This window comes from Pelodictyon clathratiforme, from assembly GCF_982375515.1.
Genome location: NZ_OZ455102.1, coordinates 2,451,453 through 2,466,067 on the forward strand (window position 1 = coordinate 2,451,453; position 14,615 = coordinate 2,466,067).

Annotated in this window: 13 protein-coding genes; 6 read left to right on the forward strand and 7 right to left on the reverse strand. The window is 49.2% G+C overall.

Translation table 11 applies throughout. The features are described from left to right. Positions 1–49: 49 nt before the first annotated feature. Positions 50–208, reverse strand: a complete 159-nt coding sequence (locus AC56AD_RS11995) for a hypothetical protein (protein WP_190273995.1) — start codon at positions 206–208, stop codon at positions 50–52. A gap of 101 nt (positions 209–309) precedes the next feature. Between AC56AD_RS11995 and AC56AD_RS12000 the strand changes: the two genes are divergently transcribed. After that, positions 310–1,272 (forward strand): DUF4351 domain-containing protein, encoded by a 963-nt coding sequence (locus tag AC56AD_RS12000; protein ID WP_012509044.1) that lies wholly within the window; start codon positions 310–312, stop codon positions 1,270–1,272. Between the two features lie 121 nt (positions 1,273–1,393). On the opposite strand, the gene AC56AD_RS12005 is transcribed toward AC56AD_RS12000, so the two are convergent. From AC56AD_RS12005 to clpP, 3 genes are all read right to left on the reverse strand, one after another. Beyond that, the gene (locus AC56AD_RS12005; RefSeq protein ID WP_012509045.1) at positions 1,394–2,293 is read right to left on the reverse strand and encodes a sigma-70 family RNA polymerase sigma factor; all 900 of its coding nucleotides are present in this window, start codon (positions 2,291–2,293) and stop codon (positions 1,394–1,396) included. A gap of 171 nt (positions 2,294–2,464) precedes the next feature. Beyond that, positions 2,465–5,176 (reverse strand): valine--tRNA ligase, encoded by a 2,712-nt coding sequence (locus AC56AD_RS12010; RefSeq protein ID WP_012509046.1) that lies wholly within the window; start codon positions 5,174–5,176, stop codon positions 2,465–2,467. Between the two features lie 17 nt (positions 5,177–5,193). Beyond that, the gene (gene clpP / locus AC56AD_RS12015; RefSeq protein ID WP_012509047.1) at positions 5,194–5,871 is read right to left on the reverse strand and encodes an ATP-dependent Clp endopeptidase proteolytic subunit ClpP; all 678 of its coding nucleotides are present in this window, start codon (positions 5,869–5,871) and stop codon (positions 5,194–5,196) included. Between the two features lie 270 nt (positions 5,872–6,141). Between clpP and thyX the strand changes: the two genes are divergently transcribed. Further along, positions 6,142–6,792, forward strand: coding sequence for an FAD-dependent thymidylate synthase (thyX, locus tag AC56AD_RS12020; RefSeq protein WP_012509048.1), 651 nt, complete (start codon positions 6,142–6,144; stop codon positions 6,790–6,792). Here the strand turns inward: thyX and accD are convergent. Continuing rightward, entirely contained in the window at positions 6,789–7,628 is an 840-nt protein-coding gene (gene accD / locus AC56AD_RS12025) for an acetyl-CoA carboxylase, carboxyltransferase subunit beta (protein WP_012509049.1), read from the reverse strand. The two genes, thyX and accD, sit on opposite strands and share 4 nt — an antisense overlap. 185 nt (positions 7,629–7,813) lie before the next feature. Here accD and AC56AD_RS12030 point away from each other — a divergent pair, with 185 nt between their 5' ends. From AC56AD_RS12030 to bshC, 3 genes are all read left to right on the forward strand, one after another. Beyond that, a complete protein-coding gene (locus AC56AD_RS12030) occupies positions 7,814–10,498 on the forward strand; it encodes a BamA/TamA family outer membrane protein (RefSeq protein WP_012509050.1) in 2,685 nt (894 codons plus the stop codon). A gap of 69 nt (positions 10,499–10,567) precedes the next feature. Further along, positions 10,568–11,365 carry a 5'/3'-nucleotidase SurE gene (gene surE / locus AC56AD_RS12035; RefSeq protein ID WP_012509051.1) on the forward strand — a complete coding sequence of 266 codons (798 nt, stop codon included), beginning with the start codon at positions 10,568–10,570 and terminating at the stop codon, positions 11,363–11,365. A 4-nt stretch (positions 11,366–11,369) separates the two neighbouring features. Then, positions 11,370–13,061 carry a bacillithiol biosynthesis cysteine-adding enzyme BshC gene (gene bshC / locus AC56AD_RS12040; protein ID WP_012509052.1) on the forward strand — a complete coding sequence of 564 codons (1,692 nt, stop codon included), beginning with the start codon at positions 11,370–11,372 and terminating at the stop codon, positions 13,059–13,061. Between the two features lie 12 nt (positions 13,062–13,073). Here bshC and AC56AD_RS12045 read toward each other — a convergent pair whose 3' ends face one another. Next, entirely contained in the window at positions 13,074–13,394 is a 321-nt protein-coding gene (locus AC56AD_RS12045; RefSeq protein WP_012509053.1) for a transcriptional regulator, read from the reverse strand. 53 nt (positions 13,395–13,447) lie between these two features. Between AC56AD_RS12045 and AC56AD_RS12050 the strand changes: the two genes are divergently transcribed. Continuing rightward, positions 13,448–13,846 carry a heme-binding domain-containing protein gene (locus AC56AD_RS12050; protein ID WP_012509054.1) on the forward strand — a complete coding sequence of 133 codons (399 nt, stop codon included), beginning with the start codon at positions 13,448–13,450 and terminating at the stop codon, positions 13,844–13,846. A gap of 24 nt (positions 13,847–13,870) precedes the next feature. Here AC56AD_RS12050 and AC56AD_RS12055 read toward each other — a convergent pair whose 3' ends face one another. Next, positions 13,871–14,608, reverse strand: a complete 738-nt coding sequence (locus AC56AD_RS12055) for an LOG family protein (RefSeq protein ID WP_012509055.1) — start codon at positions 14,606–14,608, stop codon at positions 13,871–13,873. Positions 14,609–14,615 lie beyond the last annotated feature (7 nt).

A 14,615-nucleotide genomic window follows, 5' to 3' on the forward strand; every position in this document is an offset into this window, starting at 1 on the left:
TTGGTGTGTATGATACATTACCGTTATGGCATGTGCCGGAATTTACTGTTTATGCAGGTGTTACCCATATACTTTGCACAATAAAGCCGTAAAACGTAAAGTAGAGCAGCGCTATTTTGTGCCGCGCAGAAAAACGCTTGCCGATTGCCTCATCATCTCCGAATAGCATTACCGTAATGATGTGAAGGTACAGGGTAGCTAAATGCATTTTGTTTTAAGCGCCATCCCCTCTATATTTGATTTGATAACGGCTTGGAATGACTCATACCGATTTTTTCTGATTGATACGTTGCCCGAATAAGAGATCGAATGGAAAACTCGAACGATCATTACGACAGCCCGTGGAAGGAGGCCATTGAGCATTACTTCGAGGAGTTTATGACCTTTTATTTCCCGGATGCTTATGCACAAATTGACTGGTCGAGAGAGCATGTTTTTCTTGATCAGGAGTTGCGGGCGGTGGTGCAGGATGCTGAGCTGGGTACACGCTTTGTTGACCGGCTGGTCAGGGTGACCGAGCTTTGTGGCAATGAAAGCTGGATATATATCCACATTGAAGTGCAGGGCACAAAGCAGCCGGAGTTTGCCGAACGGATGTTTGTCTACAACTACCGGATTTTCGACCGTTACAAAAGGCCTGTTGCAAGTTTGGCGGTGCTGGCCGATGAAAACAAGCAGTGGAAACCCACCTCTTATGGTTTTGCCGTGCTGGGATGCCACCATACGCTGGAGTTCCCGGTTGCCAAGCTGACCGATTATGAAGACAAACTCGATGAGCTGCTGGCATCAAATAACGCTTTTGGATGGATTACGGCGGCACACATCCTGACACAAAAAACCAGAACGCAGGATCAGGAACGGTACAACGCAAAACTCAGCTTACTACGAATACTGTACGAACGGCATCGGAATAAACAGCGCGTTATCAATTTATTCAATGTCATTGACTGGCTGATGCAACTGCCGGAGTGGTTGAACAGCGAGGTCTGGCAAGAACTTGAAAAAATCGAGGAGAGGGAAAAAGTGCAATACATTACCAGCGTAGAACGAATTGGCATAGCCAAGGGTATAGCCAAAGGCCGTGTTGAGGGCCGTGTTGAGGGCGAATCAAGGTTATTGAAAAGGCAGCTTGAGCGCCGCTTTGGACTGTTGCCCGAGTGGGCATCAGAGCGGTTAGGAAGCGCCAAAGAGGAAGAGCTTGAAGCCTGGAGTGAAGCGGTTCTTACTGCCCCGACGCTTGATGCTGTTTTCGGGAAAACTGACCTATCATAACTCTACAGCCGCTGGACAGTGTACTCGTCAACAAAAAAAAGCACCGGGTTTTTGCCGATGCTTTTTTGCTGAGAGGGTTGTACCTCCATGAATCTTTGGAAGTCAAATTCTTTTTTGACAATCAGCTTCCAATGTACTCCTTCAGAATCTTGCTGTATGCCGACTGGCGGAGCCTGCGGATTGCCTTCTCCTTGATCTGGCGAACGCGTTCACGGGTAAGACGGAACTTTTCGCCGATCTCTTCGAGGGTGAGGGGGTTATCCATGCCAATCCCAAAGTAGGACTTGATGACATCGGCTTCTCTTGGAGCAAGGACGGAGAGAGAGCGCTCGACCTCAAGGGTAAGTGAGTCGCGGTTCAGGCCGTAATCGGGCAGATGGCCGTCGTTCTGCAACACATCGAGCAGTCGGTTATCATCACCCTGTGCAAACGGGGCATCGACGGAAACATGACGTCCTGCAATTTTCAGGGTATCGGCAACGTCCTGCGAATCCATTTCAAGCAGGGTGGCAAGCTCCCTGGTGTTGGGGTCGCGTTCAAATTCCTGTTCGAGCTGGCTGTATGCCTTGCTGATTTTGTTGAGCGTTCCTACCCGGTTCAGGGGAAGCCTTACAATTCGTGACTGTTCGGCCAGAGCCTGGAGAATGGACTGGCGGATCCACCATACGGCATAGGAGATAAACTTGAAGCCACGGGTTTCATCAAAGCGCTTTGCGGCCTTGATAAGACCAAGATTCCCTTCATTGATCAGGTCTCCGAGGGTTAACCCCTGATTCTGATACTGTTTGGCGACAGAAACAACAAAGCGCAGGTTACCCTTGATCAGCTTGTCGAGAGCGCGTTTCGCCCTCTTGTATTCGGTCGTATCGACAGGCATATCAAAACCCTCCTTGATCGCCTTCGTCAGTTTGACCTCATCTTCGGCTGTCAACAGGTCATATTTTCCTATCTCCTGCAGGTAACGGTCAAGCGAGAGACTCTCTCGATTGGTTATCTGTTTGCTTATTTTGAGTTGCCTCATCTATTACGTCTCCTTGAGAACTTCAGCATTTTAAACCTTCCCCTGCAATTTGCATGACAAACAGGAAAAGTCGGAAGATATCACTTCAGAATGATTAAACCAAAAAAAGTTATTTTCTTCTCACCACGATCCGCCATACCTCCACAAACAGCCTCAGTACTTCACCCTTCGTCAGTCGCTGAGAACAGCGAGATTACTTTTGAGTTTTTCGAGGGTTTCCCCGGCCTCTCTGAGCTTTTCACGCTCTTTTGCAATAACATCGGCAGGCGCGTGGTCAGCAAATCCTCCGTTCGACAATTTTTTCTGAAGCGAGAGAACATAGGAGGAAACATTAGCGATCTCTTTCTGAAGGCGTTCACACTCTTTGTCAAACGATATCAACCCTTCAAGCAGCACAAATAGTTCATTCCCCTCGACCACGGAACCTGCAGCATGTGGTGGACGCTCACCGCCATCCATGAGTTGCGGATTACATTGAGCCAGCGCAGCAACCAGCGCCAGATTGGTTTGCAGAAGTAGCCGGTCACCCTCATTGGTCGGTCTGAGAAGAACCTCTGCCCTGCTTCCATGAGGAACACCAAAGAGTGATCGGAGGCTTCTGATTTCGGTAACGACTTTCTGTATCAGGGAAAAACCACGGAGATCAATCCCTGCAAGTGCACTGTCGGAAAGGGGCATCGGCGAGAGGGCAATGCTCTCTTCCGCCGAACGCTGAAGCACCTGATGCCATATCTCGTCGGTAATGAAGGGCATAACCGGATGCAACGCTTTCAGGGTACCCTCAAGCACATAAACTGCAAGGCAAACCGTCTGTTGAGCATCCTCTCGTGTCAACTCTCCTGAAAGCCTGACTTTGAGAGCTTCCAGATACCAGTCGCAATAGTCGCGCCAGAAGAAGTCATAGAGATTCTTGACAATATCGTTGACCCTGAACTGCGTGAATGCGGTGTGATAGCGTTCCAACATGCCATGATATCCTGCAAGGAGCCACTGACCAGCCAGATCAGCAGTTACTGAGGAGGGATCAAAGTTGAGATAAACGGCCGCAAACTCTTCGTGGTCGCGGAAATACTTTTCGCGCTGCATGAAGACAAGCCGGGAGGCGTTCCATATCTTGGTGGCAAAATTCCGCCCGAGTTCGCACTTTTCCTCACCGAACAAAACATCCTGCCCGAGAGGAGCGATATAGATAATGGTGAAGCGCAGGGCATCGGTGCCGTAGGTATCCATCACCTTGATCGGGTCGGGTGAATTACCAAGTGACTTGGAAAGCTTGCGCCCCTTCATGTCACGGATAATGCTGGTAAAATAGACGTTGCGGAAAGGAACCGCCCCCTTGAAATAGAGCCCTGCCATCACCATTCTGGCGACCCAGAAAAAGATGATGTCCGGCCCGGTTACCAGTGTGTCGGTTGGATAAAAGGCTCTGAGATCGTCATTATCACTCTGTTTCTCTGTCCATCCGAGCGTTGTCAGAGGCCAGAGCCATGAAGAGAACCAGGTGTCGAGCACATCATCATCCTGCACCAGTTTGTCGGTACCGGCAAGATGACAGGCCTCTTCGTATGATGCGGCAACCCATACCTTACCCTCACTGTCGTACCAGGCAGGAATGCGGTGTCCCCACCAGAGCTGACGGGAGATGCACCAGTCACGGATATTGCCCATCCAGTGACGGTAGGTGTTGATCCAGTGCGGGGGGTGAAAGCGTATTTCGCCATCATTAACAACCTGCAGGGCCTCTTCGGCCAGCGGTTTCATTTTGACAAACCACTGCTCGGAAAGATAGGGTTCAACCACCACGTCAGCCCGTTCGGAGTAGCCGACATTGTGTTCATACTCTTCAACCCGGACAAGGTTACCAAGCTCTTCGAGATCCTTGAGAATTTTTTCGCGTGCAACAAAGCGGTCCATCCCGCCATACCCGAACTCATCGGTCATTTTGCCATCTTTGCCGACAACGGACAAAATGGGAAGATTGTGGCGTTTGGCCACCTCATAGTCGTTGGCATCGTGTGCCGGAGTGATTTTCAGCGCACCGGTACCAAACTCAATGTCAACGTAATCGTCCGCAATAATGGGAATATAACGCCCCGCAACCGGCACAATGGCAAGCTCGCCCACCAGATCGGTGTAACGGGGATCAGCGGGGTTGACGGCAATAGCAACATCGGCCAGAATAGTTTCAGCCCTGACGGTTGCGATGGTGATAAATCGTCCGGGGTGGCTGACAAGGGCATATTGAATGTAGACCAGACTGTCCTTGCGCGACTTCATGATCACCTCTTCATCAGAGAGCGCCGTCTGTGAAACGGGGCACCAGTTGATGATACGGGTACCACGATAGATCAGTCCGTCACGGTAGAGCGTGATGAAGGCGTTGATGACCGCTTTTGAGGCGCCCTCATCCATGGTAAAGAGGTTGCGCCGCCAGTCACAGGAGATACCGAGCCGACGGAGCTGCCGGAGAATAAGGTCACCATACTCCTCCCTCCATTGCCAGACATGGCCGAGAAACTCTTTGCGTCCAAGATCGTGGCGGGTAATTCCCTCTTTTTTCAGCTTGCGCTCCACCACCGTCTGCGTTGCAATGCCTGCATGGTCGGTACCGGGAAGCCAGAGGGCCTCTTTGCCCGTCATGCGGCTGTAGCGGATAAAAATATCCTGCAGGGTATGGTTCAGCACATGGCCAAGCGTCAGGCTTCCGGTCACATTGGGAGGAGGCATGAGCACGGTATAGGGCTCCTTGCCCGTTTCGAGTACGCGGGAGCTTTCGGCATGGAAACTGCCAAGCTCCTCCCAGTGCGCACTTCCCCACCGCTCTTCGACGTCGTGATGATTGTAAATTTTTTCCAGATTGAATACTTCGGTCTGATCGCTCATGATAACATCGTTGCGGGTTAGTCCTTCTTTTCGGGTGCGGGACGTTTCTCAAAAATAGCATCAATAATGCCGTAATCGAGCGCCTCCGGTGCGTTCATCCAGCGATCACGTTCTGAATCCTCCCTGATCTGCTTCACATCCTTGCCGGTATGTTTGGCAAGCAGCTCTTCAAGCAGGGTACGAATCTTCTCGATTTCACGCGCCTGAATAACAATATCACTCTCCTGACCCTGCGCACCGCCGGATGGCTGATGAATCATGATTCGTGAATGGGGAAGCGATGCCCTTTTGCCTTTGGCTCCGCTGGCAAGCAGAAATGCGCCCATACTGGCGGCCATCCCGACGCAAACCGTCGAAACCTCCGGACGGATATACTGCATCGTATCGTAGATTCCGAGACCGGCAGAGACACTGCCACCCGGAGAGTTCACATAGATGTAGATATCACGCTCAGGATCTTCCGACTCAAGAAAAATAAGCTGGGCCATGATGAGCCCGGCCACATGTTCGTCTATCCCGCTGCCAAGAAAAATGATCCGTTCACGCAAAAGCCGTGAAAAAATATCGAAAGCCCGCTCGCCGCGCCCTGAAGTTTCTATAACCATAGGCACAAGAGAGTTGGTAATTCCCTGCTCTATTGCCCCTGAATACATTTTTCTTGCATGGTGCTCAAAACCAAAATTAATATTTGCCATAACTGCCCTGTCGTTTGAGTTTGGTAAGTCATTGTACAACCACAAAGAGGTCGGATCAGCGTTGCTGTTGATACAGCCTGGAATCCACACTCCTGATTACGAATGGTTAAAATACGCAGTGCTAACAACAATTCAAGAATTCAGTTCCCAATTAGCAAAAAAGATGCTCTCTGCCAAAGCGGAAGAAGAGGAAAATGAATCCATTTCAAAATGAATCTGTTAATTCTATATTGTTTGTTGTCAAAAAAAACAACAAAACCATTAAGGAACATGCAGGTACGGCTCATCTCGGTCACCTCTCCACTGATCAAGGTTGAGGGTCAGCCGCTCTCCCCGGAAGGGCTTATCGCATACTGCGCAAGAGTATCGAGCCCTCATCAGGAGACTCCCGATTATGAAAAGCTGCTCGCTTACTGTATAGCGCACAAGCACTGGAGTGTCTTTGAAATGGTGGACATGACGGTGGAAATTGTGACATCAAGAGCCATTTCGCCGCAGATTCTGCGCCATAGAAGTTTTCAGTTCCAGGAGTTCTCACAACGGTATGCCAAAGCCCAGGAGATTGAGCGATACCAGCCAAGACGTCAGGACAGCAAAAACCGGCAGCACTCGCTGAATGATCTTGATGAAGCCACAAAAGAGTGGTTTGATAAGGCACAGGAACGTGTTGCCCAAATGACGCTTGAAACGTACAATGAAGCTCTTGAAAAGGGAATCGCCAAAGAGTGTGCACGAGTACTCCTGCCGATGGCAACGCAGACAAAACTTTATATGAAGGGCTCTGTCAGAAGCTGGATCCACTATCTGGAGGTGCGAACCGATAAAAGCACACAGCAGGAACACCAGGAAATTGCCCTTGCCATCAAAAAAATTTTCATGGAACAATTCCCTGTTACGGCAACCGCGCTTGCCTGGCGCTAAACCTTCAGCATGGAAAACAGAGTGACCAGCTCATTTTTCAGATCACGGCGATGAATAACACGATCGAGAAAGCCCTGTTCCAGCAAAAATTCGGCTCGCTGAAACCCTTCCGGCAGATCCCTTTTGATGGTATCGCGGATCACTCTTGGACCGGCAAACCCGATAAGGGCTTTCGGCTCACTGATATTGATATCGCCAAGCATGGCAAAAGAGGCGCTGATACCACCCATGGTCGGGTCGGTCATCAGTGAAACAAACGGCAGTTTTCTTTCGCTCAGCCGGGTAAGTCGCGCAGCAGTTTTGGCCATCTGCATGAGACTGAAGGCGCCCTCCATCATCCGGGCTCCGCCTGACTGGGAAATCACAAGAAGAGGAGCGTCCAGCTCAAGCGACTTGTCGACGGCTCGCGCTATTTTTTCACCGACAACAGAGCCCATGGAACCACCGATAAAACCAAAATCCATCGCTGATACAACAAGGGGGCGGCCTCCACTCTCTCCATGAGCATTACGGCAGGCTTCCGTTTTTCCACTTTTTTCAATGGTATCATGCACCCTGTCGGGATATTTTTTGGTATCGACAAAGCCAAGAGGATCGGCTGACCGCAGATGATCATCAAACTCGACATACTTGTCGTCGTCGAAGAGGATCGAAAAATATTTATAGGGAGATATTCTGAAATGGTGACCGCATTCCGCACAGGTAAAGAAATGATCTTCAAACTGTTTTTTATGAAGCATCGCTCCACACTCTTCACATTTCCACCACAACCCTTCCGGCATATCACGTTTGTCGGTTGGACGTATTGATGGTTTTACCCGTTTAAACCATGCCATTATTCAAAATAAGATGTAAAGGTTATACATTAAAGCTGAAGATATGAAGTCCACAGGAGATTCTCAAAAGCAGTTGCCAGAAACAACCCTTATCACAGGCTTATGAACCAGGAGCATCACCATTGCTGAACCTCAGATCCGTTTTGTACCTTGCAGCTCTGATAGCTGCCCTTTTGCCGGAAATAATGGCGCCTTCACCGGTTTTGGCTTCGCCAGCCTCCCCTGCCCTTGTCTATCCCGACACTTTGAAGCTTCCCGTGCGCCGTTTTGCACTGCATCACGCCATGAGAGCAGCAAGAAAAAGCGTCGGGCTTGCCTTGTCAGGAGGCGGCGCCAACGCTCTTTCACAGATAGGGCTCCTCAAAGCTCTTGATGAAGAGAGGGTTCCTGTTGATTTTATTGCCGGCACAAGCATGGGTGCCATTATTGGAGCGCTCTACAGTTGCGGATACAGCCCGGATGAACTTGAAACGCTTGCCCATAGCCTGAACTGGCAATCCATGGTCACGCTCCAGAAAGATTACAGCCGCTCCAACATCTTTCTTGAACAGCAAAAAATCCGTGACCGCGCCTCAATCGCTATCCGCTTCGACAAGCTGAAACTTCTGATGCCCAAGTCGCTTAATTCCGCTCAGCCGCTCACAAAAACTCTCGACCTTCTGGTTTTAAACGCCCTTTATAAAACGTCAGGGGATTTCTCTACCCTTCCTGTCAATTTCAGGGCTGTTGCGACCGATCTGGTTTCAGGAAAACGGATCACCCTCACCACAGGCTCACTCTCTGAAGCAATACGGGCAAGCAGCACCGTTCCGATTCTCTTTGAACCGATTCTCCGTGATGGCTATCAACTCGTTGATGGCGGACTCGTTGCAAATCTTCCGGTCGATGAACTCAACACGGTCAACGTGCAATACAAAGTTGCCGTCGATACACACGGAAGCATGTACGCAACCGGCGGAGAACTTGATCTGCCCTGGAAGGCGGCCGATCAGACGATGACCATTCTGACCATGCAGCAATATCCTGCACAGTTGGCAAAAGCAAACATCATCATCACTCCTGACCTCGAGAACCATAAGGCAACCGATTTTTCAGATATCAAGGCTCTTGTTGATGCCGGTTATACCAAAGGGAAAATTTCAGCAAGCATTATCAAACGCAGTATAGAGAACAAAACTCCACACGGCACTGCAATCGGGAAGTATGCAAAAAGCCTTCTGTTTGCTGGAGAGGGCCCCGAATTCCGGGAACACTACCTTCTTGTGTCATCCATTATTCACCATGCAACGGATCTCAATCAGAGCCTTCAGGAACTCCTCGAAACGGATCTCTTCACCAGCGTCTATGCCGAACTGGACAGCCGACGCCAGACAGTTCTCTTCCACCTTGCACCGCTTCCGGCAATACGGACGGTAACTGTCAGCGGAGGGCCCGCCGAAGCACTTGCATCCGAAGAGATCGACACCTGCTTCAAGCCAATAGTAAACCGACTCTACACCAATGAGGCTGGCACAAGGGCTCTTGAAGCGCTGGTAAAAAAATACCGGGAAAAAGGGTACAGCCTTGTCACCATCAACAGCACAGCAATAGAGAGTGGCAAACTCCAGGTAAACGTTTCATCGGGAAAAGTGGATGGTATCGACATACGCCGGGACAAAAATATCACCGGCATCACTCCTGTAGAGCGCGAAATCAAAATCGATACCACGCAATCGCTCAGCATCCAAAATGCCGAAGAGTCTGTCGATAATCTTTACGACACCGGCTCCTTCAGCAATGTCTCCATCTCAACAGAATCACCCGCGACATTGCATCCCGACGAGCGTACGCTCCTGAGATTTTCTCTTGAGGAAAAACCATCGTCAGTACTTCGGCTCGGGTTGCGCTATGATGAAACAAACAATGCCCAGTTTCTTCTTGATGTCAGAAACGAAAATCTCGCAGGGACAACAAGCTCAATCGGTGGCTGGCTGAAAGCAGGAAGAAAGAACAACCTCGTCAACATGGAGTTCAATATGCCACGCATAGGCCCCTCCCATTTGACGATCTCCTCACGCCTTTTTTATGACCAGCATCTGTTCGAACAGTGCAATACCGCAGGCGAAACAATAAATTACGGAATCCAGAAATATGGCTTCAGTCCGGCTTTCGGTGTGAGAATCCGAAAAAACGGACAATTTATAGCCGACATGACCCTGCAAAATGCACAATCCTATGCTGAAAAACATAACGACACCCTGCTGAAGACAGCAACAACCAACATGCTCTCTGTGGGAGCACAGTTTACCCTTGACTCAAGAGACAACCCACTGATTCCCTCCACGGGAAGCTATACCAACATCAGATATTCGATGACTCCGATACTGCTCGACAATCACGATATATTCTGGCAGGTATCGGGTAACCACGAAGAAAATATCCATCTCGGAAAGAAAACGACACTGCAACTCACGGGCCTTTTCGGACTGAGCAGCAGCAACATGCCACTGTCAGAGAAATTCTTCCTTGGAGGGCCGGGAACAACCTACAGTCAGCGCTTCATCGGCTTGAAAGAAAACTATCTTCCCTGCAATAACATGGCTGCTGCCGGAATGCATCTGCGCTACAAGCCCTCATTCGCCATTCTCTTTCCGGCATCACTGCTCCTGCACTACAATGTCGGGAATATCTGGGAAGAGCAGAACGATATCTCCCTGGCGCACCTTATTCATGGCTATGGAAGCAGCATCATATGGGAAACCCCTCTTGGCCCGGCAAGATTTACGGTTTCAAAAACGGTTCCATTTCCCGAAAAAGATCCCATTAAAGAAACAGCATCATTACAATTTTCAGATACCATTTTTTATTTCAGTATCGGTCACAACTTTTGAGCCAAACTTTTATGTATTTTTACGCGCCTGAAGTTACAGGTACCACACATCAGAATCAGAAACACGCTTATGAAAAACGAACCAGAAAACGTCGATACAGCACAAAAACCTCATATACTGGTTTGTAATGATGATGGCATCGAGGGTGAGGGGATTCATGTTCTGGCAGCCGCAATGAAAAAAATCGGCAGGGTTACGGTTGTTGCGCCTGCCGAACCACACAGCGGCATGAGTCATGCCATGACCCTCGGCGTTCCGCTGCGCATCAAAAAATTCATGAAAAACAACCGATTTTTCGGATACACGGTATCAGGAACCCCTGTTGACTGCATCAAGGTTGCACTGAGCCATATCCTGCCCTCAAAACCAGACCTTATTGTTTCAGGTATCAATTACGGCAGCAACACCGCAACAAATACCCTCTATTCCGGCACCATCGGAGCCGCTCTTGAAGGCGCTATTCAGGGAATCACTTCACTGGCCTTTTCGCTGACCACCTATGAACATGCCGATTTTACCTATGCAGGAAAATTTGCACGCAAACTGGCAAAAAAAGTGCTTCTTGAAGGGCTGCCGCCCGACACCATTCTTTCCGTCAATATTCCAAATGTTCCGGAATCCGGGATCACCGGCATCGTAATTACCGAACAGGGACGTTCACGCTGGGAAGAGGATGCCATTGAACGAAACGATATGTTCGGCAACCCCTACTACTGGTTGAATGGAACCCTGCGCCTGCTTGATGAGAGCTTGCGCAAAGATGAATTTGCCATACGGCAAAACTATGTAACCGTCACACCTCTCTCCTGTGATCTGACCAACCATCCGTTTATCGGAACCCTTGAACAATGGAACCTGCAAAAGTAAAAGAGTGAATACCTATCTGCTTGAATACAAACATATCCTGACACCCAAAAAAGGATTTTCGAAGCTTTTCCGTGACTATACATCGGAAAGCTCAGAACGCTCGGAATTGATCGCTGCCTGTTTTCACCTCGATTACCAGAAAGAGGCTGATTACTATCGGCAACTTGGACTGCTCGGATCGAGAACGTTTGAGAGGGAGAGCCTTGTGCGACTGCTTTCGAGGCAAAACACCCGCTACGGCGCGACCGCGCTTCACCTCCGGGAGATTGAAAAACTGCGATCCCCTCGATGCATGGCCATCGTTACCGGTCAGCAACTCGGCCTTTTTACCGGTCCGATCTATACCATCTACAAAGCTCTGACCGCCATTATTTTTGCAAAACGACAAAAAGCGCTCTTTCCTGAATACGATTTTGTACCGATTTTCTGGCTTGAGGGTGAAGACCATGACTATGACGAATCGGCCCAAACCGCAATTTTTTCTGAAAATCAGGTCGTTCATTTCAAGGAAGAGCCATACCGGCGTCTGCCAAACCAGATGGTTGCCAACAGTTGCTTCGGAGAAGAGATCAGCCGCACCGTTGAAGAGTATCTTCGACTGCTGCCAGAGACGACCTACAAAAAAGAGGTCTCGGAGATGCTCAGAGAGTTTTATTATCCGGGCAATACCTTTGAGATGAGCTTTGCATGCACCATGATGCGTCTCTTCAGGGAGCAACCCTTGATTCTGCTTTCAAGCCAGGATCCCGATTTCAAGCAACTTTCATCCAGGATTTTTTTACGGGAGCTCTCATCTTCACCGGCCTCCTCCTACAATGTGGTTGCACAAAGCTCCTGCCTCGAAAATCTCGGCTATACAGCACAAACAAAACCGAGAACCGTCAATCTTTTTCACGTCAACCATCTTGGCCAGCGCCAGAAAATTGAACACCCTTCAGAAGACTCTTTTTCAATTCTGCCCGACAAACAGCGTTATTCAAAACACCAATTCCTTGAACTCTGTCAGGATCACCCTGAACAGTTCAGCCCCAACGTCGTTCTCCGACCGATTATCCAGGACTTCGTCCTGCCGACCTTTGCCTGTATTGCCGGACCTGGTGAGATCAGCTACCTTGCGCAATACCGAAAAAACTACGAGCACTTTGGCATCAGCATGCCCTTTATCATTCCGAGGGGGAGTTTTACGCTGGTCGAACCGAAAATAAGCCGGATCATGGACAAACTGCTCCAGGTTATCGGAAAACCAGGTGTTTCACGCAAACAAATTTACCATGCCGTCTTCGGCGACCTTCAGCAATTGAAAAAAAATGCGGTTGGCGTCACGGAAAACCCGCAGCTTGAGACTTTGTTCGAAGAGACAAAAACAGAGATCCGTCGGGCGTTGGCCGCCCTCGGGCCCTTGCTTTCCAAAATTGATCCCACTCTTGAACCACTTCTGGCAGCATCAACGGTACAGTCAGCAAAAATTATCGAAAATATTGAACAGAAAACCTGGAAAGCGAGCAGACGCAAACATGAAGAGCTTCTTGAGCAAATCCTGAAAGCAGAAACTGCCCTTTTTCCGGACGGATTACCCCAGGAGCGACTGATCAATATTTTTTATTTTCTCAATAAATACGGCACAGAGCTGATTGACACCCTGAAAAATCTGTTGAACGGTCACGCAACTGAAGCGCATATTATCGTGGAACTATAGAAATCACAAGCTTTAATCACCACCGCACACAACATGTTCACCCTCCTCTTGCAGCAGACGACAGCAGTTGCAGACAATCCGATGAAGATCATTGGAGGAGGCATCTTCAAGGATTTTCTGAACTGCAATATCAATCTCCTTGCGGTAGTTTATGCTTTTCAGCAATTGCATGCCCCGTTTTTTATGAATATACTGGGAGACAGCAGCAGGCGTAACGCCAAGCTTTTTCGCCGCCTGCGACTGGGTCAACCCCGTTTTCACCAATTCAATAGCAAGATCAGCCCTGATTTGAGGAAGATGATACCATACGGCTTTTTCACAAGGAAATATCACAATAACACTTTTTTAAGATTAACAGGAATTGCGTTCAGCACTTCAGGGTAATAATGACTTTTTCGCTCAAATCCACAACAAGCTGGGCTCTGCTTGTACTGATACTCATGCAGTTCACGCCACTGAAACGCATCAACCCACCGACCGTTTCGGCCATTCAAGCACCTGATAACGTCAAAATCGCCCTGAAAAAGAGCTGTTATGACTGCCATTCCAACGAAACCCGCTGGCCCGCCCTTGCCTGGATAGCTCCAGCATCATGGTTAGCCTCCGGCATCGTCACTTCAGGCCGGAATGCCCTGAATTTTTCAACATGGAACAACAAAAAGAGGGCAAAAATCCGAAAAACACTATCCGAAGGCTCTGCTCACCAGCAGCTCTACTATCTCTTGAGACCGGAACGACAACTGACGGCTACGGAAACCGGCACGATCCTGCAATGGCTGAAATGAAACTTGAAGAACAACGATTCAACATTAAAAATTCAGGGAATAACCATCCGGATAAAATCTCTTGATAATTGCTATCACCTCGTCCGGACTATCTTCCAGATAAATGAATCCAAGATCATCAGCATGGATATAGCCCTTATCACGGCACATGCTCTCCTCAATCCAGCGATAAAACCCCTCCCAGTAACTTCTTCCGACCAATATAACAGGAAAGCGCTCACTCTTCCCGGTCTGTATCAACGTAATAGCCTCCATCACCTCATCAAGTGTACCAAAACCACCTGGCAAAGCGATGAATGCCTGGGCATATTTCATGAACATCACTTTGCGCACAAAAAAATACTGAAAACTGACCAATTTATCATGATCAATGTATTTGTTCGGCTGCTGCTGGTTTGGAAGCTTGATATTGAAACCGATTGATACCCCGCCAGCGCCTTGTGCTCCCTTGTTCGCTGCCGCCATAACACCCGGCCCACCTCCGGTTATCACCGAAAAACCTTCAGCAGCAAGGAGACTCCCAAGCCTCTCGGCAAGAAGATATTCAGCACTCTCCGCTGGCACCCGCGTAGAACCAAAAACAGCTACCGCCGGAGCTGCATCAGACATCATCTCAAAGCCACTGACAAACTCCGCCATGATCTTGAACACCCGCCATCCATCAGCCATGAAATCAGTTTCCCGGCTCGAACCCGAAGAGGGCATCAGACCCTTGCCTGACCCCTCCTCCTCTCTTTCTGAAGAACGGCGATAAATGTCCATAGGTTCA